This window comes from Antrihabitans auranticaus (genome assembly GCF_016481275.1).
In the GTDB taxonomy this organism is placed as follows: domain Bacteria; phylum Actinomycetota; class Actinomycetes; order Mycobacteriales; family Mycobacteriaceae; genus Antrihabitans.
Genome location: NZ_JAEMNW010000003.1, coordinates 764,850 through 784,852, shown reverse-complemented (window position 1 = coordinate 784,852; position 20,003 = coordinate 764,850). Strand labels below are relative to the sequence as shown.

General features: G+C 65.0%; 20 protein-coding genes. 14 read left to right on the top strand and 6 right to left on the bottom strand.

The features are described from left to right. The first annotated feature begins 10 nt into the window (after positions 1-10). Positions 11-1,906, top strand: coding sequence for an ABC transporter ATP-binding protein (locus tag JGU72_RS17875; protein WP_199685267.1), 1,896 nt, complete (start codon positions 11-13; stop codon positions 1,904-1,906). 1 nt (position 1,907) lies between these two features. Here the strand turns inward: JGU72_RS17875 and lon are convergent, their stop codons facing one another. Continuing rightward, complete coding sequence (lon, locus tag JGU72_RS17870) at positions 1,908-4,232, bottom strand: endopeptidase La (protein WP_199685266.1); 2,325 nt, start codon at positions 4,230-4,232, stop codon at positions 1,908-1,910. A gap of 227 nt (positions 4,233-4,459) precedes the next feature. On the opposite strand from lon, the gene JGU72_RS17865 reads away from it, so the two are divergent. Then, positions 4,460-4,891 (top strand): hypothetical protein, encoded by a 432-nt coding sequence (locus JGU72_RS17865; protein ID WP_199685265.1) that lies wholly within the window; start codon positions 4,460-4,462, stop codon positions 4,889-4,891. 4 nt (positions 4,892-4,895) lie between these two features. Here JGU72_RS17865 and JGU72_RS17860 read toward each other — a convergent pair whose 3' ends face one another. Further along, the gene (locus JGU72_RS17860; protein ID WP_199685264.1) at positions 4,896-5,540 is read right to left on the bottom strand and encodes a superoxide dismutase family protein; all 645 of its coding nucleotides are present in this window, start codon (positions 5,538-5,540) and stop codon (positions 4,896-4,898) included. A gap of 59 nt (positions 5,541-5,599) precedes the next feature. Here JGU72_RS17860 and JGU72_RS17855 point away from each other — a divergent pair, with 59 nt between their 5' ends. Continuing rightward, positions 5,600-6,568, top strand: coding sequence for a squalene cyclase (locus tag JGU72_RS17855; protein ID WP_199685263.1), 969 nt, complete (start codon positions 5,600-5,602; stop codon positions 6,566-6,568). Then, positions 6,565-8,004 carry a short-chain fatty acid transporter gene (locus JGU72_RS17850; protein ID WP_307828494.1) on the top strand — a complete coding sequence of 480 codons (1,440 nt, stop codon included), beginning with the start codon at positions 6,565-6,567 and terminating at the stop codon, positions 8,002-8,004. The genes JGU72_RS17855 and JGU72_RS17850 overlap by 4 nt, the downstream gene beginning before the upstream one ends. A gap of 9 nt (positions 8,005-8,013) precedes the next feature. On the opposite strand, the gene JGU72_RS17845 is transcribed toward JGU72_RS17850, so the two are convergent. Continuing rightward, positions 8,014-8,472 (bottom strand): SRPBCC family protein, encoded by a 459-nt coding sequence (locus tag JGU72_RS17845; protein WP_199685261.1) that lies wholly within the window; start codon positions 8,470-8,472, stop codon positions 8,014-8,016. A 59-nt stretch (positions 8,473-8,531) separates the two neighbouring features. Between JGU72_RS17845 and JGU72_RS17840 the strand changes: the two genes are divergently transcribed. After that, positions 8,532-8,744, top strand: coding sequence for a helix-hairpin-helix domain-containing protein (locus JGU72_RS17840; protein ID WP_199685260.1), 213 nt, complete (start codon positions 8,532-8,534; stop codon positions 8,742-8,744). On the opposite strand, the gene JGU72_RS17835 is transcribed toward JGU72_RS17840, so the two are convergent. Both JGU72_RS17835 and JGU72_RS17830 read right to left on the bottom strand, forming a co-directional pair. After that, positions 8,741-9,559 carry a transglutaminase-like domain-containing protein gene (locus JGU72_RS17835; protein ID WP_199685259.1) on the bottom strand — a complete coding sequence of 273 codons (819 nt, stop codon included), beginning with the start codon at positions 9,557-9,559 and terminating at the stop codon, positions 8,741-8,743. The two genes, JGU72_RS17840 and JGU72_RS17835, sit on opposite strands and share 4 nt — an antisense overlap. A 171-nt stretch (positions 9,560-9,730) precedes the next feature. Beyond that, positions 9,731-10,465, bottom strand: coding sequence for a maleylpyruvate isomerase family mycothiol-dependent enzyme (locus tag JGU72_RS17830; RefSeq protein WP_199685258.1), 735 nt, complete (start codon positions 10,463-10,465; stop codon positions 9,731-9,733). A 70-nt stretch (positions 10,466-10,535) separates the two neighbouring features. On the opposite strand from JGU72_RS17830, the gene JGU72_RS17825 reads away from it, so the two are divergent. The 4 genes from JGU72_RS17825 to JGU72_RS17810 are packed head-to-tail and all read left to right on the top strand — an operon-like array spanning position 10,536 to position 12,589. Next, positions 10,536-11,030 carry an RNA polymerase sigma factor gene (locus tag JGU72_RS17825; RefSeq protein WP_199685257.1) on the top strand — a complete coding sequence of 165 codons (495 nt, stop codon included), beginning with the start codon at positions 10,536-10,538 and terminating at the stop codon, positions 11,028-11,030. Continuing rightward, the gene (locus JGU72_RS17820; protein WP_199685256.1) at positions 11,023-11,610 is read left to right on the top strand and encodes a hypothetical protein; all 588 of its coding nucleotides are present in this window, start codon (positions 11,023-11,025) and stop codon (positions 11,608-11,610) included. The genes JGU72_RS17825 and JGU72_RS17820 overlap by 8 nt, the downstream gene beginning before the upstream one ends. A gap of 2 nt (positions 11,611-11,612) precedes the next feature. Continuing rightward, positions 11,613-12,053 (top strand): hypothetical protein, encoded by a 441-nt coding sequence (locus JGU72_RS17815; protein WP_199685255.1) that lies wholly within the window; start codon positions 11,613-11,615, stop codon positions 12,051-12,053. Continuing rightward, positions 12,050-12,589: a carboxymuconolactone decarboxylase family protein gene (locus JGU72_RS17810; protein WP_199685254.1), complete on the top strand. Its 540-nt coding sequence runs from the start codon at positions 12,050-12,052 to the stop codon at positions 12,587-12,589. The genes JGU72_RS17815 and JGU72_RS17810 overlap by 4 nt, the downstream gene beginning before the upstream one ends. Before the next feature lie 24 nt (positions 12,590-12,613). Here the strand turns inward: JGU72_RS17810 and JGU72_RS17805 are convergent, their stop codons facing one another. Continuing rightward, positions 12,614-13,705 (bottom strand): NAD(P)H-dependent amine dehydrogenase family protein, encoded by a 1,092-nt coding sequence (locus JGU72_RS17805; protein WP_199685253.1) that lies wholly within the window; start codon positions 13,703-13,705, stop codon positions 12,614-12,616. A 71-nt stretch (positions 13,706-13,776) separates the two neighbouring features. Between JGU72_RS17805 and JGU72_RS17800 the strand changes: the two genes are divergently transcribed. The 5 genes from JGU72_RS17800 (at position 13,777) to JGU72_RS17780 (ending at position 19,936) form a co-directional block, all read left to right on the top strand. Continuing rightward, complete coding sequence (locus JGU72_RS17800; RefSeq protein ID WP_199685252.1) at positions 13,777-14,514, top strand: SDR family oxidoreductase; 738 nt, start codon at positions 13,777-13,779, stop codon at positions 14,512-14,514. Between the two features lie 166 nt (positions 14,515-14,680). After that, positions 14,681-15,487 carry a TIGR03084 family metal-binding protein gene (locus tag JGU72_RS17795; RefSeq protein ID WP_199685251.1) on the top strand — a complete coding sequence of 269 codons (807 nt, stop codon included), beginning with the start codon at positions 14,681-14,683 and terminating at the stop codon, positions 15,485-15,487. Beyond that, positions 15,484-17,199 (top strand): acyclic terpene utilization AtuA family protein, encoded by a 1,716-nt coding sequence (locus JGU72_RS17790; protein ID WP_199685250.1) that lies wholly within the window; start codon positions 15,484-15,486, stop codon positions 17,197-17,199. Before JGU72_RS17795 ends, JGU72_RS17790 begins: the two co-directional genes overlap by 4 nt. After that, positions 17,196-18,341 carry an acyl-CoA dehydrogenase family protein gene (locus JGU72_RS17785; protein WP_199685249.1) on the top strand — a complete coding sequence of 382 codons (1,146 nt, stop codon included), beginning with the start codon at positions 17,196-17,198 and terminating at the stop codon, positions 18,339-18,341. The genes JGU72_RS17790 and JGU72_RS17785 overlap by 4 nt, the downstream gene beginning before the upstream one ends. Continuing rightward, entirely contained in the window at positions 18,338-19,936 is a 1,599-nt protein-coding gene (locus JGU72_RS17780; RefSeq protein WP_199685248.1) for an acyl-CoA carboxylase subunit beta, read from the top strand. Before JGU72_RS17785 ends, JGU72_RS17780 begins: the two co-directional genes overlap by 4 nt. Positions 19,937-20,003 lie beyond the last annotated feature (67 nt).

The following is a 20,003-nucleotide window of genomic DNA, read 5'->3' as shown; positions in this document are numbered from 1 at the left end:
GGAGACAGCGATGAGCATGGAAATGGTCGCCTGGAATCAGATGTACATGGCGATGACGGGGCCGAACGAGAAGCGGCCGTTCTCCCGCGCGACGCTGCGCCGGATTCTGGAATTCGCCCAGCCACACCGGAAGCTGCTGATCGGCTTCCTGATCCTGAGTGTCGCGACCGCGATTCTCGGTGTGGCAACGCCGGTTCTTGCGGGCCGGGTCATCAACGCGATCGTCGACGGTGATGCCCCGCGAGTGGTCGTGATCCTTGCTCTGATCATCGGTGCCCTCGCGATTGCGGACGCCGCCCTCGGCCTGGTCACGAGGTGGCTGAGCGCACGTATCGGCGAAGGCCTGATCCTGCACCTACGGACCGCGGTGTTCGATCACGTCCAGCGGATGCCGATTGCCTTCTTCACCCGAACGCGAACAGGAGCCCTGGTCAGCAGGCTCAACAACGACGTGATCGGTGCGCAGCGCGCGTTCAGCGACACTCTTTCGGGCGTGGTCGCCAACTTCGTGACGCTGCTGCTGACCCTGGTCGTCATGGTTCAGATTTCCTGGCAGGTCACGCTGCTGTCGCTCGTGCTGTTACCCGTCTTCGTCCTGCCCGCGCGTCGGATGGGCAGCCGGCTCGCGTCACTGGAGCGGGAATCCGCCAATCACGATTCGGCCATGAGCACCCAGATGACGGAACGGTTCTCGGCACCCGGTGCCACGCTGGTCAAGTTGTTCGGGCAGCCGAAGCGCGAATCTGCCGAGTTCGCCGCGCGAGCCAGTCGGGTCGCGGACATCGGCGTTCGAATCGCGATGGCCCAGACGATCTTTGCGACGGCTCTGACGCTCGTGTCGGCACTCGCGATCGCGGTCGTCTACGGCCTCGGCGGCTTCTACGCCCTGAAGGGTCAACTCGACCCCGGCGCCGTCGTTTCGCTCTCCCTGTTGCTGACCCGCCTGTACGCACCGCTGACTGCCCTGGCGAATGCGCGCGTGGAGGTCATGAGTGCGATGGTCAGCTTCGAGCGAGTCTTCGAAGTACTTGACCTGAAGCCGTTGATCACAGACAAGCCGGGGGCGCAACGCGTTCCCGAGGGGCCGGCATCACTCGAGGTCGACGCCGTCACGTTTGCCTATCCGTCCGCAGACAAGGTGTCGCTGGCGTCGCTGGAAGAGGTCGCGACGCTGGACACCCGTGGTGGTGACGTTGTCCTGCACAATGTTTCGCTGCGGGCAGATCCTGGACAGGTTGTCGCGCTTGTCGGGTCGTCGGGCGCAGGGAAGTCGACCATCGCTCAGCTGGTCTCCCGGCTGTACGACGTCGACGACGGTGCCGTGCGAATTTCCGGGGTCGACGTTCGCGATCTCACGGCCGAATCGATCAAGCAAACCGTGGGCATGGTGACCCAGGACGGCCACCTGTTCCACGACACCATCCGCGGAAACCTGCTACTCGCCCGCCCCGAGGCGACCGAGGAAGAACTGTGGGATTCGCTCGGCCGCGCGCGGTTGGCGACTTTGGTGCGATCGCTGCCCGACGGGTTGGAAACAGTCGTGGGTGAACGCGGATACCGCCTCTCAGGGGGCGAGCGCCAGCGGCTGACGATCGCCCGACTGCTGCTCGCACGGCCGCGGGTCGTCATTCTCGACGAAGCCACCGCGTCCCTGGACTCCACCTCGGAGAAGGCTGTTCAGGAAGCGCTGGGCGAGGCCCTCGAAGGACGCACCGCTTTGGTGATCGCGCACCGGCTCTCGACGATCCGCGCCGCCAACGTCATCCTGGTGCTCGAAGACGGGCAGATCGTCGAAAGGGGCACACACGCCGAACTGCTCGCCGCAGGTGGACGCTACGACGAGCTGTATCGGACGCAATTCCAGACGGACGTTGCCGACGACGAGAAAGTCGCCGCGCCCTCCTGACCTATGCGGCTGCGGTGGCGGCAACCTTTGCGGGTTCGATCGCCGCCGCAACGATGTCGGCGACGTCCGAAACGAGGTGCACCTCCAGGGCTTCCAGCACCTCGGCCGGAACGTCATCGAGATCGGGTTCGTTGCGCTTGGGCAGGAAGACCGTCTTCAAGCCGGCACGCTGCGCCGCGAGCAACTTCTGCTTGACGCCACCGATCGGCAACACCCGACCGTTCAGCGTGACCTCACCGGTCATGCCGACGTCGGACCGCACCGGCCGACCGAGCGCAAGCGACGTCAGCGCGGTCACCATCGTGACACCGGCCGAAGGACCGTCCTTCGGCACCGCACCGGCCGGAACGTGCACGTGGATGCTGCCGTCCAAGACGTCGGAATCCAACCCCAACTGATCCAGGTGCGATCTGACGTAGGTCAACGCGATCTGCGCCGACTCCTTCATCACGTCACCCAGTTGGCCGGTCAGCGTCAGACCCGGCTTGCCTGTCGCAGCATTCGCCTCGATGAAGAGGACGTCACCGCCCAAGCCGGTCACGGCAAGACCCGTCGAAACACCCGGAACCGCAGTCCTTTCCGCCGACTCCGGTGTGAACCGAGGCCTGCCGAGGAAGTCCTTCAGTTGGGGCACGTCGATGACGATTGCGGACTCCACGTCCTTCGCCAGCTTTGTCGCCGCCTTCCGCAGTGCCTTGGCGACCAGGCGCTCCATCTGCCGCACCCCGGCCTCCCGGGTGTAGTTGGCAGCAACCTCGCGAAGTGCTTCGTCGGTCAACGTGACCTCGTCGGGGGTCAGCGCCGCCCGCTCGAGTTGACGCGGGACCAGGAAGTCCCGGGCGATCGCAACCTTGTCGTCTTCGGTGTAGCCGTCGACGGTGATCAGCTCCATGCGGTCCAGCAACGGTCCAGGGATGGTGTCCATGACGTTGGCGGTCGCGATGAACAGAACATCGGAGAGGTCCAGGTCCAAGTCGAGGTAGTGGTCGCGGAACGTGTGGTTCTGCGCCGGGTCGAGCACCTCGAGCAGCGCCGCCGCAGGATCGCCCCGGTAGTCGGCACCGACCTTGTCGATCTCGTCCAGCAGGACAACCGGATTCATCGCACCCGCTTCCTTGATCGCGCGAACGATGCGGCCCGGCAGTGCGCCGACGTACGTGCGCCGATGCCCACGGATCTCCGCCTCGTCGCGAACACCGCCGAGCGCGACACGAACGAACTTGCGGTCCAGCGCCCGTGCGACGCTCTCACCGAGCGACGTCTTGCCGACACCGGGCGGACCGACGAGGACCATGACCGCACCCGAACCACGTCCGCCGACGACCTCCAGGCCGCGCTGGGCGCGGCGAGCCCGCACTGCGAGGTACTCGACCATGCGGTCTTTCACCTCGTCGAGGCCGTGGTGGTCGGCATCGAGAACAGCCCGAGCCGCGGTGACGTCGGTGTTGTCGGTCGTCTTGGCAGACCATGGCAGTTCGAGGACCGTGTCCAGCCAGGTCCGGATCCAACCGGTCTCCGGGCTCTGATCGCTCGACCGCTCCAGCTTGCCGACCTCGCGCAAGGCCGCCTCGCGAACGGCTTCCGGGAGGTCCGCTGATTCGACGCGGGTCCGGTAATCGTCGGCGCCGTCAGGTTCGCCCTCGCCGAGTTCCTTGCGGATCGCCGCGAGTTGCTGGCGCAAGAGGAACTTCCGCTGCGTGTCTTCGAGGCCTTCGCGGACGTCGTTGCTGATCTTCTCGGTGACCTCTGCCTCGGCGATGTAAGACTTGGTCCACTCGATCAGGCTCGTCAGACGTGCTGCCACATCGGGGGTTTCGAGCAGTTCACGCTTCTGTTCATCGGTCAGGTAGGGCGCATAGCCGGCGGTGTCAGCGATGGCCGACGGGTCCGTGAGCCGGTTGACCGCGTCGATGATCTGCCAGGCTTCGCGCCGCTGCAGGACTGCCACGACGAGCTTCTTGTACTCGGCGGCGAGGTCCGTTGTGCGACCGTCCGCGGTGGTCGCCTCGACGGTTTCGGCCTCCACCCACAGCGCCGCGCCCGGACCTGTCACGCCGTGGCCGATCTTCGCGCGCTGCTCGGCTTTGAGCACCGCAGCAGGTTTGCCACCAGGCATCCGCCCGACCTGCTCGATCGTCGCGATGACGCCGTAGGCCGCGTAGCGATCGTCGAGTCGGGGCGCGATCAGCACCTTGCTGTCGCTGCCCGCACGCGCTGCGTCGATTGCCGCCTGGGCAGGTTCGTCCAGCTCGATCGGCACGACCATGCCGGGGAGCACGACAGGATCGGTGACGAACAGCACCGGCAAGTTCATTGTCGATTTCATCTAGTTTCAGCCCTTCCAAAGTTGAGCGATACCTACTCAACCCCGGCTGCCGATCGATTGTTCCGACCCGGCGTTCGCCCTCAGCGGACAGGCAAGGGCGATAACGAATCCGTTACTTCGGTAGCGAAACTACCCGTCTCGACGACTCACCCGGCAGCGTCGATCACAAGGGGTCGATCACAGGGGGCCGATCACCGCGCGCCCACCACCCAAAGGAGTCGAATCGAATGCGTTTCCCGATTGCTGCCACCGGATTGGCCTGCACCGCTGCCGCGGCGGCACTTGTCGTATCGACCGGAACAGCGGCTGCTGCCGATGGAAACACGAAGACGACGATCTATACCCTGGCCAACCCCGGGATCTGCGGCGGCATCATCGACGCAGGTGTGGGCCATTACCCAGGGTCAGCGGCGTTGGGGCTCACAGGCGTATTGGTCGGTGTAGGCCCCTGCTCGGTCCAACTGACGTTCAATTTCAAGCGCCAGGGCGATGGCGCGGTCGCGTCCTACACCCGCACTCTCAACGGTCCGGGACCGGTCGGGACGTCGAAGGACGTCGTCGGCCCGGGCATCGGAATCTGGGACGTCACGGTCACCAGCAACGCCCCGTCCTTCGGCGCGCAGCCAATGCTGCTGGACATCCAGCCCTACCAGGGCTGAGTGCTCAGAAGTCCTCGTCGATGCAGGCGAGGCGGTCACCGGCCATGCCGGCCTCGCCCGGCGCGGTCATGGTGTGCTTCGCATGGACCACTACCGAGTTGGCCTCGTCGTCGCGGAACTCCCAGGCAACGGTCGTCGACGCCTGGGCCTTCCCGTTCGCATCGGTGGTGATGTCGAGCCAGACCTCGTTCAGGGCGTTCGCGAACGCCGGGTCCGACGATGGGGTCTCCGGCGTCGCCGCGGGGTCGATCGAGTTCTGATAGTGCGGCCCCGAATCCGCCGGCTCCGAGCCGCAGCGTTTCGTATGCACGTGCACCCCGTAATCCCGGCTGGGTGCCAACCCCGTCGCGTTGAGCGAGATGGTTGTCCGGCCGTCTTCCTCCTCGGATTCGATATCCAGTACCGAACCGACCGGAACGGCTGCTTCGTCGTAGGTGAATGCGTTGTCGTCACCACTCGCACCGCCAGGCACCCGGAACGGATTTCCTGCGACACCCGGCGGCGTGGAGCTGCCAGTGGGAGACGCTTCGACCGACGTCGGCGCGGTCTCGACGGTCGCCGGCGCATCAGAGTCGTCGCTACCGCATGCGGCGGTCACGAGGGCGATCAAAGACGCACCGGAAAGCAGAATTGTGCGGCTGTTCTTCATAATCGGGCAGTACCCAGTTACGGGGCCGGTAAATCCGTGTCCAGCTAGAGTCGATCAATGTGACCAGGCCTCTCATCGCGTGGCTGAGCGACTCCGATCCGGCACTGCGTTGGCAGGTCGAGCGCGACCTCGCCGGTGCACCACCGGCGGTGTGGGAAGCGACCCGATCGAGGATCGCCACCGAAGGCTTCGGCGCGCACCTGCTCGAATTGCAGGATCCTGACGGCCAGTGGGCCGGCGGCGCGTTCTTTCCCGCGGGCTTCGACGGTTCCGGGGAAGGCCAGCCGTGGACCGCAACGACGCCGGTGCTGACGTTGCTCCGGGAGTGGGGTCTCGACCCGGCCGTCCTGCGCGAACGCCGGACCGCTGAACTGCTCGCCGAGAACAGTCGCTGGGAGTACGACAGCCTGCCCTACTGGGGAGGCGAGGTCGACTGCTGTATCAACGCAACGACGGTCGAGAACGGGCTGTGGCTCGGCGCCGACATCGGCGGCATCGTCGACTGGTTCGTCGAACATCGGCTACCCGACGGCGGCTGGAACTGCGAATGGGTCGAGGGCTCGACCCGCTCGTCGGTCCACTCGACGCTCAACTCGCTGAAGGCATTGCTCGCTCACGAGATCGCGACGGGCGGGACCGAAGCGACGCGAGCAGCCAGGCAGTCCGGCGAGGAATATCTCTTGCAGCGCAGCCTCTTCCGCCGACTCTCGACGGGCGAACCGATCGCGAACTGGGTCGCCCGATTCTCCTACCCCTTTCGGTGGTTCTACGACGTGCTGAACGCAGCCGAGTACTTCCGCGATGCGGCGTGCTTCGAGGGCACCACACCCGATCCGCGCATGGCGGACGCCATCGAACTCATCCGCGCAGCGCGTCAGCCGGACGGCACATGGTTGCAGTCGCGACGGCACCCTGGGGCCGTGTGGTTCGAGGTCGACGTTCCGGCCGGTGAACCGTCGAAATGGCTGACGCTCAGCGGAACACGAGTGCTTTGCTGGTGGGACGAGCAGAGGAGAACGGTGCCGTGACAGCAGCAGTGGAAAGCTCCGAGTCCGAGAAGGGGCTGGCCAGGATTGCGCAGGCACTGGCCCGATGGACCGAGAAGTGGTTTCCGGACGCATACGTCGTCGCGCTCGCCGGAGTCGTCATCGTTGCCGTCGCCGCGTTCGCCAACGGTTCGTCGCCACAGACGGTCGTGGATTCGTTCGGGAACGGCTTTTGGGATCTGACGGCGTTCACACTGCAGATGGCCATGGTGGTGCTGACGGGTTACGTCGTTGCGACGTCGCCCCCGGTGGCGCGACTGATCGACCGCCTGGCCGACCTCCCGCAAAGCGCCCGTACCGCAGTCAGTTTCGTGGCGTTTCTTTCGATGTCGGTTTCGCTGCTGAATTGGGGACTCAGTCTGATCTTCGGCGGACTCCTTGCCCGCGCGATCGCGGGCCGGACCGATTTACGTGTCGACTACCGGGCCCTCGGAGCAGCAGCCTTCATGGGCCTGGGCGCAGTGTGGGCGCTAGGCATGTCCTCTTCCGCCGCGCAGTTGCAGGCGACCGCCTCCTCGCTGCCGCCGGCGTTGCTGCAGATCACAGGGGTTCTCGACTTCGGGACGACGATCTTCACCTGGCAGTCGATGGTCATGTGCGCCATCATCATTGCGCTGACGGTGGTTATCGCTCACTTCTCCGCGCCGCGGGGTGCAGCAATAAAGACCGCCGACGATCTCAGCGTGGACGTACACGACGCGCCCGAAGAGGTACCACCGCGCTCCCGACCTGGTGAATGGCTCGAGTACAGCCGAATTCTGCCGATCTTGGCCGGACTGCTGACGTTGGGCTGGTTGATTTCCCAACTTCTCTCGAAGCCGGTTCTCACTGTTGTCAGCAGCCTCAACGGTTATCTGCTCGTCTTCCTCATGCTGGGCCTGGTGCTGCACGGAACGCCGCGGAAGTTCCTGCAGGCTGTGTCGCTCGCGGTACCTGCGACAGCCGGCATCCTCGTCCAGTTTCCGCTGTACGCAGCGATGGCGGCGATCCTCACGAAGGCAGAGGGCCGGGGCGGCAACACTATCTCCGAACACCTCGCAGAGTTCTTCACCAGCATCGGCGGCGGCGGAAGCTTCGCCGTCGTCATCGCGGTCTACACGGTCATTCTCGGCGTGTTCGTTCCATCGGGCGGCGGCAAGTGGCTGGTCGAGGCGCCGTACGTCATGCAATCTGCGACGGACGTGCAGATGAACCTGGGCTGGACGGTCCAGATCTACAACGTCGCCGAAGCCCTGCCGAACCTGATCAATCCGTTCTTCATGCTGCCGTTGCTCGCGGTGCTGAAGCTGCGCGCCCGCGACCTCGTCGGTTTCACGTTCCTGCAGTTCATGTTCCACCTGCCCGTTGTCCTGCTGCTGGTGTGGCTGCTCGGAATGACATTCGACTTCGTTCCGCCGGTTGTTCCCGCGTCGCCGTAGCCGAGTGAATCAGCCCGCTTCGACGACCTTCTTGATCCGGTTCAACGTGGTCAGCATGTCGTCGTGATTGCGCTTGCCGCGCGCCCAACCGAGCACGGCCCAATAGAGCCGCAGCGGCAACACGCCCGCCAGCTCGAAGAATTCGGTGACGTCCGTGCCACCGTTGCGTTCCTCCAGCCTGTAGCCCCATTTGTTGACAGTGATGCCGCCCGGGCCGAGCACTACGAACGCGAACTCGCGGCCCGGCTCACAGGCAACGACCTTGCAGGTCGTCCAATAGATCGGTCCGACCTGGTTGCGTTTGACGTGTCCGCGGAACTTCGCCCCCAGAGCCGGCCCGGTTGCCTTGCCGCGCCACTCGGCCTCGAACGTTTCGGGACTGAACTCGCCGATTCGGGTGACATCGCTGACCAGATCCCACACCTGATCGGGCGTGGCGGACATGTTGACGGTTACGGAGTCGCGCATGTCACCCGACGGTACTAGGTCACACTTGTCGGGTAGCCACCGCGCGAAACGGAGGGGCGATGCCTGAGGACGCCGCAGTACCGACCGAGTATCCACAGCGACTCGGCAAGACCGCCCGCCGCGTGCTGGCCGAAGCGGGATACACCCGCTACGACCAGTTGCCGCACGTAACTGCCAAGCAGCTGTTGAAGATTCACGGCGTAGGTCCGAAGGCAATCCGGATTCTCACCGAGGAGCTCGACGAGCGTGGGCTCGCCTTGGCGGCGGATTAGGTGATCGAGACCAGCTCGCCGATGTCGTCGATCGGCAGCTCGCCGTCGACGACTGCTGTGACAACCGAGCTGTTCAGGGTGATTGCACCTTTGTGGTTGGTGAGGAATGCCGTGTCGGCAGCGTCACGACCCGTCGCAATGCGGACGAGGGTGGATCGCGGCGCCAGCAGAGTTGCATCGACGACGCGCCACTGGCCGCCGACGTACGCCTCGGCAACCGCGTGGAAGTCCATCGGATCGCACCCCGGCGCGTAGACGGCCACCAGGCGGGCAGGCACCGTGACCGCTCGGAGCATCGCCACCACGAGATGTGCGTAGTCCCGGCACACGCCCCGACCCGCGAGGAGCGTATCGACGGCACCGTCGATCGGGTCGCTGCTGCCCGGCACGTACTGCAGACGAGATCCGACCCAGGCGGCGATCTTCTCCAGCAGCACCTCCGAATCGGCGTATGCGCCGAATTCGGTTGCGGCGAAACCGTAGAACTTGTCCGCCTCGGCGTACCGGCTCGGGCGCAGGTAGACGGAGCGATCGTGCAGGTCGTACGGCGCGGGACCCGTGTTTCCGAGGACCGTCGCCGAATAGTTGACCTGCAGGTTGCCCACGGCGCCCTCGAAGACGTGGATCCGGTTGCCGTGCGAGCCGCTCACCTCGGTGAACTCCACCGGCTTGCCGTCGAGTTCGATCGTCAGCGACTCGGTGAAGCTCGTTCCCGGGTGGGGCGCGATCGCGATCTGCAACTCGATCGTCGTGGGATCGGTGATGTCTACGTCAAGTACTGCTGATACGTCGCGTTTGAGACCTACTTCGGGCACAAGGGTTTCCTTCTCTTGAAAGAGTTTTAGATGAGCGTCGACCGCCGTCGGTGGAGGAAGAGATCTCCTACAGAGATGCTGTACCCAATCTGGGCAGCACGTCACACGTTCACGCGTGAGACGCTGAACACAGGCGAAGCGCGGGGGCGTCCATACCTCTCATGATCGCACCTACTGCGTCGCGACCTGCAGGAACTTTCGGAGCTGTGCTGCGTGCTGGGCATTTCCGCGCACTGACGCGGCGCCACCACGACCCCACAACCAACTGACCACGTCGACCGGCTCGCCCGACACGGTCGCCCCGGCATCGCGGCCGTCGTCGACGATTACTCCCTCCGGCGTCTGCCGAACAGTGAACGACGAATCGCCGACGACGATCGTCACCGGCTCTGCGAGGTGTCCGACCGCGGCGAAATCTTCGGGCCACCCGTCGTATCCATAAACCAGCATCGTCGTCAGCGCTTCGTCGACGTTGTCCGCAGCGAGGTCGGCAGCGACCGGACTGACAGTCGAACCCGCCGACCGTTCCGCATCGATTCTGTGGACGATCGTCTCGTGGACCATCCGCCTGATCCAGAAGCCCACGCTCTGATCGGGTTCGTACCAGGTCGGGGAAGGTTCTTCGGGCGGTCTGGTCGCCAGCTCCTGCGCGAGTTGCGCGTACGCGCGGTCCAGCGCAGCGAGCGGTTCTTCACCACTGAGGTCGGGCGGCCAGGGCTCCGGCGACTTCCCGCGCCGCATCGACTCCGTCTTGTGCAGGTAGACGTGTGTGACGTGAGTGATAAGGTCCGCGGCGGTCCAGCCAGGGCAGTCCGGCACCGGTGCGGTCGGCGAGGCTTCCCGTGCCGCTGCGGCAAGCAACGCGAATTCTTCTGCAAGGCGCTCCCGAAGATACGTCGGCTCCATGACTCCACTGAACCACTCTTTTGCTGATCTAGCGTTACGGCAGACTGTCCGGCGGGGAAGAAGGGGGGACATGGCAGAGGGCTTCGGCGAGGTCTACCGCGAACATGTGGCGCCCATCTGGCGTTACGTGCGTACGCGGCTGCCTTCCGACACCGACGCGGAGGATGTGACCAGCGAGGTGTTCGCAGAGGCGATCCGTTCCTGGGACCGGTTCGATGCCGGTCGCGGGACGATCGGCGGCTGGCTGGTCGGGATCGCACGTCACGAACTCGCCGACTGGTGGCGAAAGCGCGGCCGCGAGGTCCCCGTCGAGGACGCGGTCGTCGAAGGCATCGACCCGGAGGGCGACCCCGAAAGCTGGGCGCTTCGCCTCGACGGCACCGACGTCCTGCGGCGAAATCTCGGTCTGTTGTCACCGCGCGAGCGCGAGGCTGTCGCCCTTCGATTCGGCGCGGAGCTTTCGTCGGAACAAATCGGTTCGGCGATGGGGATCTCGGCGACGGCAGCCCGGATGCTCGTGTACCGAGCCGTCGGAAAGTTGCGGGAGGTGACGGCACATGACTGACGACCTCGACCGACTCGATCCCGAAGACGCCCGAGCCGCTGAACTGCTGGACGCGGAAATCACCGCCGCACTGCACGGCCACGCTGAGCCGGGGACCGATCCGACCGTGCTGTGGCTCGCGACCGCGATGCGCGTCTCGCCGCCGGAATCGACGTTCCGCAAGGTCGCCGACCAGGTCAGCGCCGCTCGCCGGCGACGTTGGCTGCCGGTCCAGATGGCAGCTGCGGCGCTGGGACTGCTGCTCTTCTGGCACGGGCTCAGCAACGTCTTCATGGGCGAGTGGCTGGCGTCGCAACTGGGCGAGCCCTACAACCCGCACGTGGTCTTCGAAGGCGGAATCGCATTCGTCGCCGCTGGACTTGCCGTCCTGGCAGGTGCGTACCGAGCACGCTGGTTGCCGGTCGCAGTCGCAATCGGCGCACCGTTCGGCATCCTGCTCGCGGCCAACGGCGCACACGAGGTCACCGAGTTCGCGCTCGGCGCGGTGCTGCATCTTGCGGAGGGTGCGTTCGCAATTGCGCTCTTGGTCACATGGTGGCTCGCATGGCGTTACGGGAGGCGCGACCGCCGGGAAGAGTAGGCATGAAGACGTCGTCGGCACCCGAGTGGTCGCGCTGGGTCCTTGCGGGATTGGCCGTCCCCCAACTGGTCACGGGAACCTGGGCAGTCGTGAATCCGGAGCACTGGTACCGCTCCTTCCCTGGATTCGGTCCGATGCTCGTCGCGGCAGAACCACCGTTCAACGAGCACCTGGCCAGCGACGCGGGATCAGGTTTCCTGGCGACAGGCGTGATCGCGCTCCTCGCCGCGTTGTGGGGTGAGCGCCTGATCGTGGCAATCGCCGCCGCGGGACTGCTCGCGTTCGCGATTCCGCACTTCGTCTTCCACGCGGGCCATCCCGCGGAGTCCCTCAGCGACACCGTCAACTGGGTCAATTTCTTTGTACTACTGGCTGCAGTGCTGGTGCCGCTCGCCATCGTATTCGTCAACGCACGCGTCACAACCGAAGGGGAAACCGAATGAGAGCCATCAAGCGCATGTGGAGCTACCTCCGCGTTCTCGGCAGCGCGAACAGGAACCGGACAGATCTGATGGGCTGGCTGGTCCGTCGGCCGTTCGTGCTCCTCGCCACGATGTTCTACGAGACAGCACTGCTCTTCAGCAATCGTCTCGACCCGAAGCTCAAGGAACTAGCTGAGCTCAAGACCGCTGGTCTGGTGAACTGCGAGTTCTGCCTCGATATCGGGTCCGCGCTCGCGAAGTCCAGCGGGGTAACCGAACAACAGATCGTCGACCTGCCCAAGTACATGACGAGTGATGCGTACTCGGATCTAGAGAAACTGGTCATCGGTTTCGCCGAAGCTATGACTGCCACCCCAGCGGTCGACCTCGAGGGTCTGCGAACGGATTTGCTTGCGCACATGACGCGCGGCCAGCTCGCCGAGCTTGCGGCAACAGTCGCCTGGGAGAACCAGCGTGCACGGCTCAATCAAGCGCTCGGCGTTCGGCCCACCGGCATGGCCGATGGGATGGCGTGCGCGATACCGGAAAGGGCGTAACTACCCGGCGCGCGGTTGGCGAGTCTACGGATTCCTCAACCGCGCACAGGGGCGTAGCCCGTGACCGGTCGGCAACGGCAGATCCAGAGTGGTCCGGATACCCGGTTTTGCTGCCCGGACGTCGGGGATAGCGTTCACGATCCGGCCGCACGCTGCGACGATCGACGCGTGGTTGTGGTCGCCGTGCGCACTGCTCGGGACGATATCGACGAGAAAGTTGGGTTCGCCGGTGATCTCCACCCGGTAGGACCCGCCACCCGCGGCCGGCCGTGCCCAGTCCGGACGAAGGTCGTCGCGGGTTCGGGTGACATGTTCGACGACGATCGCGGGGTGGCCGGCAACCATGCCGGATATGGAGAATTTCAACGCCGCGATAGTGCCCTTCTCGATCCGTCCGGCACCGATGTCGTAGGACTCCGGCGCGGGTTCGGCTTCCCAGTGCTCGACAAGTTCGTCGACCTCGACCCCCAGACCCGCTGCGATCATCCGGATCGCAGTGCCCCAGGCGAAGCCCAGAACTCCGGGCAGGAACAGCAGCGGAGTGTCGGTGATCGGCTTACCGAAGCCCATCAGATCGAACATCACTTCGGCGCCGTCATAGGTCGCGTAGTCGGCGATCTCGTAACACTTGATCTGCTCGATCCGCTGGCACGTGCTGGCGAGCGCGAGCGGAATCAGGTCGCTCGCGAAGCCCGGATCGACGCCCGTGATAAAGATCGTGGACCCGCCGGCCTGGGCAGCGGCCTCGACCTTCGCAATGACCTTCTCGGGCATCGTGCCCCAGGGAAACTGCAGGGTGCCCGGCGCGGAGCCGACCACGTCGATGCCGGCCTCGAGGATCTTGCGCACATCCTTGGTCGCCTCGACCGGCCTGGTGTCGCCCATCGCGCAGTAGACGACACATTCCGGCTGTGCGGCGATGAGTTGGTCGAGGTCACCGACCGCCGCGATTCCCGTGTGCACGTCCAACCCCGCCAATTCGCCGGCATCCCTGCCGACCTTTTCCGCGTTCGAGACGCTGACCGCAACCAGCTCGAACCGGTCGTCGTCGATGAGCTGACGCAGGGTCAATCTGCCGGCATTGCCGGTCGCGACCTGGGCGACACGAATCGTCATGAGAAATCCTTCAAGTCTGCGGAATTTGTAACGTGTTCTACTTTCTCGAAATCGATGTTAACTTGTCCGGCATGGGACGCGTTGCTGGAAAGGTCGCCCTGATCAGCGGGGGCGCACGCAATATCGGTGGCGCCAGTGCGCGCATGCTGGTTGCCGAAGGTGCGAAGGTCGTCATCGGCGATCTGCTCGACGACGAGGGGAGCGCGCTCGCCGACGAACTCGGCGATGCGGCGCGATACGTGCACCTCGACGTGACGAGCGACGCGGACTGGCGCAGTGCGGTCGAGTTCACGGTTGCCGAGTTCGGCAAACTCGACGTGCTTTTCAACAACGCCGGCATCTTCAACGGCGGTCAACTGCAGCGCTATAAGACCGAACAGTGGCAACAGATGCTCGACGTCAACCTCACGGGCGCGTTCCTCGGCATGCGCGCGGCCGCAGACGCCATGATCGCCGCCGGCGGTGGCTCGATCATCAACACGTCGTCCATCGAGGGACTGCGCGGAACGCCGTGGGCGCACGGCTACGTGGCCTCGAAGTGGGGGCTTCGTGGATTGACGAAATCCGTCGCGTTGGAGCTCGCGCCACACGGGATTCGGGTCAACTCGTTGCACCCGGGCCGGATCAGCACGCCCGCCACCGACGCGATGCCTGCCGACCTGATTCCCATACCGCTGGGACGACCCGGCCTGCCCGACGAGGTTGCGTCGTTCGTCCTTTTCCTGGCCAGCGACGAGTCGTCGTTTGCGACGGGGTCCGAGTTCGTGATGGACGGCGGGACCGTCACTCAGATACCCACCAAGACCTGACTCGGGCCTTTCGACCCCCCGAGTGTGCACCTTTCGCCGCCTCCACTCGGGCGATGCGACAGCAGATGCACACTCGGCGGGCTCGTATATATTTAACAAGCACGCATGATTGCTTTTTTCTCGAACCGGTGCGAGACTCGTCGCCAACGACGTAGGGAGAAGCACTGTGGCGGAGCTCGGACCGATACTCGACGACCTCGCAGCGGAAGGCGATGACCTCGATCGGCTGGTTGCCGATCTACCTGCGGACCGGTGGGCGACGCTCACTCCCGCGGACGGTTGGACGATCGCGCATCAGATCGCGCACCTGCTCTGGACGGACGCGGTTGCGACCCTGTCGGCCAATGATCCGGTCGCGTTTGCCGAGGTCGTCAAGGAGGCGTGGACCAAGCCGACGACGTTCGTCGACGAGGGCGCAGAAGAGCTCGCCGGCCTTCCGGCCGACGTTCTTCTCGCACGCTGGCGCTCGGGTCGAGCGCAGATTCTCGAAGCCCTCTGCGCCGTCGCACCGGGCCGCAAACTCGACTGGTTCGGTCCGCCGATGGCAGCGGGCTCGATGGCCACCGCCCGAATCATGGAGACGTGGGCACACGGCCAGGACGTTGCCGACACCCTCGGTGTGACCCGCACGCCGACCGCGCGCATCAAGCATGTCGCCCACATCGGCATCCGGGCCCGTAACTTCGCCTACGGCGTCCACCAGCAGCCACCGCCGAGCGAGGAGTTCCGCGTCGAACTCGAAGCCCCGGACGGGTCGGTGTGGACCTGGGGGCCCGACGACGCCACGCAACGGGTGGCCGGTCCGGCGCTCGATTTCGCGCTTCTCGTCACGCAACGACGACATCTCGACGACCTCGCCGTGAAGGCCGTCGGTCCCGACGCCCAGCACTGGCTCACCATCGCTCAATCGTTCGCGGGAGCGCCCGGAACGGGCCGCACCCCGGGACAGTTCGCGGGAGCACTGAACTCATGACGGCACTTGCAACCGATCCGAACGTGATCCGGATCGGCAACTGTTCCGGTTTCTACGGCGACCGCATCAGCGCGGTCCGCGAGATGCTCGAAGGTGGGGAACTCGATGTCCTGACCGGCGACTACCTCGCCGAGCTCACAATGCTCATCCTCGGTCGCGACCTCATGAAGGACCCCAACCTCGGCTACGCCAAAACCTTTGTGCGCCAGATGGAAGATTGCCTGGGACTCGCGCTCGACCGCAACGTTCAAGTCGTCGTCAATGCGGGCGGCCTCAATCCCGCCGGCTTGGCGACCAAGCTGCGCGAGGTTGCCGAGAAGCTCGGAGTCACCGCAAAGATCGCACACGTCGAGGGCGACAACATCTCCGCGCGCGCTGCCGAATTCAACCTGGGTACCCCGCTGGCGGCCAACGCCTACCTCGGCGCGTGGGGAATCGTGGAGTGCCTCAATGCCGGCGCGGACGTCGTCGTGACCGGACGTGTCACCGATGCGTCGGTGATCGTCGGTCCTGCCGCCGCCCATTTCGGTTGGGGACGAACCGATTACAACGAGCTAGCCGGTGCTGTCGTCGCAGGCCACGTCATCGAGTGCAGCACCCAGGCGACCGGCGGCAACTACTCCTTCTTCACAGAGATCGCCGACCTCACCCGACCCGGATTTCCGATCGCGGAGATCCGCCGGGACGGTTCCAGCGTCATCACCAAGCACGAGAACACCGGCGGCGCAGTCACTGTCGACACTGTCGAGGCGCAGCTGATGTACGAGATTCAGAGCGCCCGCTACGCCGGACCCGACGTGACGACCCGCCTGGACACGATCGCGCTCAGCTCGGACGGCACAGACCGCGTACTGATCAGCGGGGTCGTCGGCGAAGCGCCGCCCCCGCAGTTGAAGGTCTCCCTGAACACGCTCGGCGGTTTCCGCAACGAGATGGAGTTCATCCTCACCGGCCTCGACATCGAGGCCAAGGCCGAGCTGGCGCAGAAGCAGCTCGAATCGTGGCTCACCGTGCGTCCGGCCGAAATCGATTGGACGCTGGCGCGTTTGGATCGACCGGACGCCGAGACCGAGGAGCAGGCCAGCGCGCTGCTGCGCTGCGTGGTCCGCGATTCGGACCCGAACAAGGTCGGACGGTCGTTCTCGAGCGTCGCCGTCGAGTTGGCACTCGCGAGCTACCCGGGGTGCAGCTTCACGTCGTTGCCCGGCAACGGTTCGCCGTACGGGATCTTCACCGCCGGTTACGTCGACGCCGACAAGGTGCCGCACATTGCAGCGCTCGCCGACGGCAGTCGACTCGACATCGCACCGGCGTCGGAGACCCTGCCGTTGGCAGCCGTCGACGAGCCGGAACTACCGGAACCTCTGCCGGCTGGTGCAACCCGCCGGGTACCTCTGGGCACGATCGCCCTCGCTCGCAGCGGGGACAAGGGTGGCAACGCGAACATCGGCGTCTGGGTACGAACCGACGACCAATGGCGTTGGCTCGTCAACACATTGACCACCGACGAGCTGCAACGGCTACTGCCGGAGGCTGCGCCGCTCACGGTGCAGCGGCACGTTCTGCCCAACCTTCGGGCGATCAACTTCGTCATCGAAGGACTGCTCGGCAAGGGCGTGGCATACCAAGCCCGATTCGATCCACAGGCAAAGGGACTCGCGGAGTGGCTGCGGTCCCGGTTCATCGAAATTCCAGAGGAGCTACTCCCTTGAGCATTTGGACAGATGACGAGCGGAAAGCGCTGCGCGCCACCGTTCGCGGATTCGTCGAACGCGAGATTCTTCCCGACCTCGATCAGTGGGAGCGCGAAGGCGAACTGCCACGCGAACTGCACAAGAAGGCCGGTCAGCTGGGCCTGCTCGGGCTTGCCTTCCCGGAATCGGTCGGCGGCTCGGGTGGCACACGCGTCGACGAGTGCACGCTCGTCGAAGAGGCTCTCTACGCCGGAGTCTCCGGTGGCCTCTGGGCATCGCTGTTCACCTGTGCGATCGCTGTTCCGCACATCATCGCGTCGGGCAATCAGGATCTCATCGACCGCTATGTAAAGCCGACGCTCGCAGGCGACATGATCGGCTCGCTCGCGATCACCGAGCCCGGCGGCGGTTCGGACGTCAACAACATCACGACGACGGCCAAGCGCGACGGTGACCACTACATCGTCAACGGCTCGAAGACCTTCATCACCTCCGGTGTGCGCGCCGACTTCGTAACCACTGCCGTACGGACCGGCGGCCCTGGCGCAGGCGGCGTCTCACTGCTTGTCGTCGACAAGAACACTCCCGGCTTCACGGTCTCGCGCAAGCTCGACAAGATGGGCTGGCTCGCGTCCGACACCGCCGAGCTGTCCTACGTCGACGTCCGTGTCCCGGTCGAGAACCTCGTCGGAGCCGAGAACAGCGGGTTCGCCCAGATCGCAGCGGCATTCATGTCGGAACGCATCGGGCTGGCGGTGCTCGCGTACGGGCACGCACAGCGCGCACTCGACCTCGCCGTGGCGTGGTGCCGCGACCGGCAGACCTTCGGCCGGCCACTGATCAGCCGCCAGCACGTCCAGATGAAGCTCGCGGAGATGCAGCGCAAGGTGGACGTCGCGCGTGTCTACACCCGTGCGCTGGTCGAGCGAGCCGAAGCGGGCGAGACCAACCTCATCACCGAGGTGTGCTTCGCCAAGAACACTGCCGTCGAGAACGGCGCCTGGGTGGTCAACGAAGCCGTCCAGCTTTTCGGCGGTATGGGCTACATGCGGGAATCCGAGGTCGAGCGCATCTACCGCGACTTCCGGATCATCGGAATCGGCGGCGGCACAGACGAAATCATGACAATGCTGGCCTCGAAACTGTTGGGGTACCAGTGAGCATTCTGCGAACAACCCTCGACCCGAACTCCGCGGACTACGCCGCTGCTGCGGAGGCCATGACAGCCAAGCTCGCGGAGGTCGAGACGGAGCTCGCCAAGGCCATCGCCGGCGGCGGACCGGACAAGGTGGCCCGGCATCGCAAGCGCGGCAAGCTGACTGCCCGCGAGCGGATCGAACTCCTCATCGACGAGGACTCGCCCTTCCTCGAACTGTGCCCGCTTGCCGCCTACGGCAGCCAGTTTCAGGTCGGTGCGTCGAACATCGCAGGTATCGGCATAGTCGAAGGTGTCGAATGCATGATCGTGGCTCCGGACCCGACGGTCAAGGGCGGCACGTCGAACCCGTGGACACTGCGAAAGACGTTGCGTATCAACGATATCGTCCGTGAGAACCACCTGCCGGTGATTTCGCTCGTCGAGTCCGGCGGTGCCGACCTGCCGACGCAGAAGGAAGTCTTCGTCCCAGGCGGGCAGATGTTCCGCGATCTCACGCGGGCATCGGCTGCCGGAATCCCCACGATCGCACTGGTTTTCGGCAACTCGACGGCCGGCGGCGCATACATCCCCGGCATGTCGGATCACGTCGTGATGATCAAGGAACGGTCGAAGGTGTTCCTCGGCGGACCGCCGCTGGTGAAGATGGCGACCGGCGAAGAGTCCGACGACGAATCCCTCGGCGGCGCAGAAATGCACGCACGCAAGTCGGGTCTTGCCGACTACTTCGCACAGGACGAGCAGGATGCGATCCGGATCGGTCGATCGATCGTCCGGCGCCTCAACTGGCGTAAACGCGGACCCGCGCCGCGCGCCGAGGTCATCGATCCGCTCTACAGCCAGGACGATCTGCTCGGCATCGTGCCTTCGGATCTGAAGGTTCCGTTCGATCCCCGCGAGGTCGTCGCCCGCATCGTCGACGGTTCGGATTTCGACGAGTTCAAGCCGCTGTACGGCGGCAGCCTCGTCACCGGATGGGCTGAACTGCACGGCTACCCGGTCGGCATCCTTGCCAACGCACGCGGTGTCCTGTTCTCCGAAGAGGCGCAGAAGGCAACGCAGTTCATTCAGCTGGCAAACCGGTACGACACCCCACTGCTGTTCCTGCACAACACGACCGGCTACATGGTCGGCAAGGAGTACGAGCAGGGCGGCATCATCAAGCACGGCTCGCTGATGATCAACGCCGTCGCCAATTCGACTGTGCCGCATATTTCTCTGGTCATGGGCGCGTCCTACGGCGCGGGTGCGTACGGTATGTCGGGTCGGGCGTACAACCCGCGCTTCATGTTCACCTGGCCTAGCGCGAAGTCCGCAGTCATGGGCGGCGCACAGTTGGCGGGAGTCATCTCGATCGTCGCGAAGGCTGCCGCCGAAGCCCGCGGTCAGGCCTGGGACGAGCAGGCCGACGCCGGCATGCGCGCGATGGTCGAGCAGCAGATCGAGAAGGAATCGCTGCCTATGTTCATGTCGGGAATGCTCTACGACGACGGCGTCATCGATCCCCGTGATACCCGCACCGTTCTCGGAATGTGCTTGTCAGCCATTGCGACCGAACCGATCAAGGGCGCCGAACGCTTCGGCGTCTTCAGGATGTGAGAGGGATGATGAGCTGTATTGCATTGACACGTATGTGTCCGATCTCCGTTCGTCGCGGCGCTCCGGT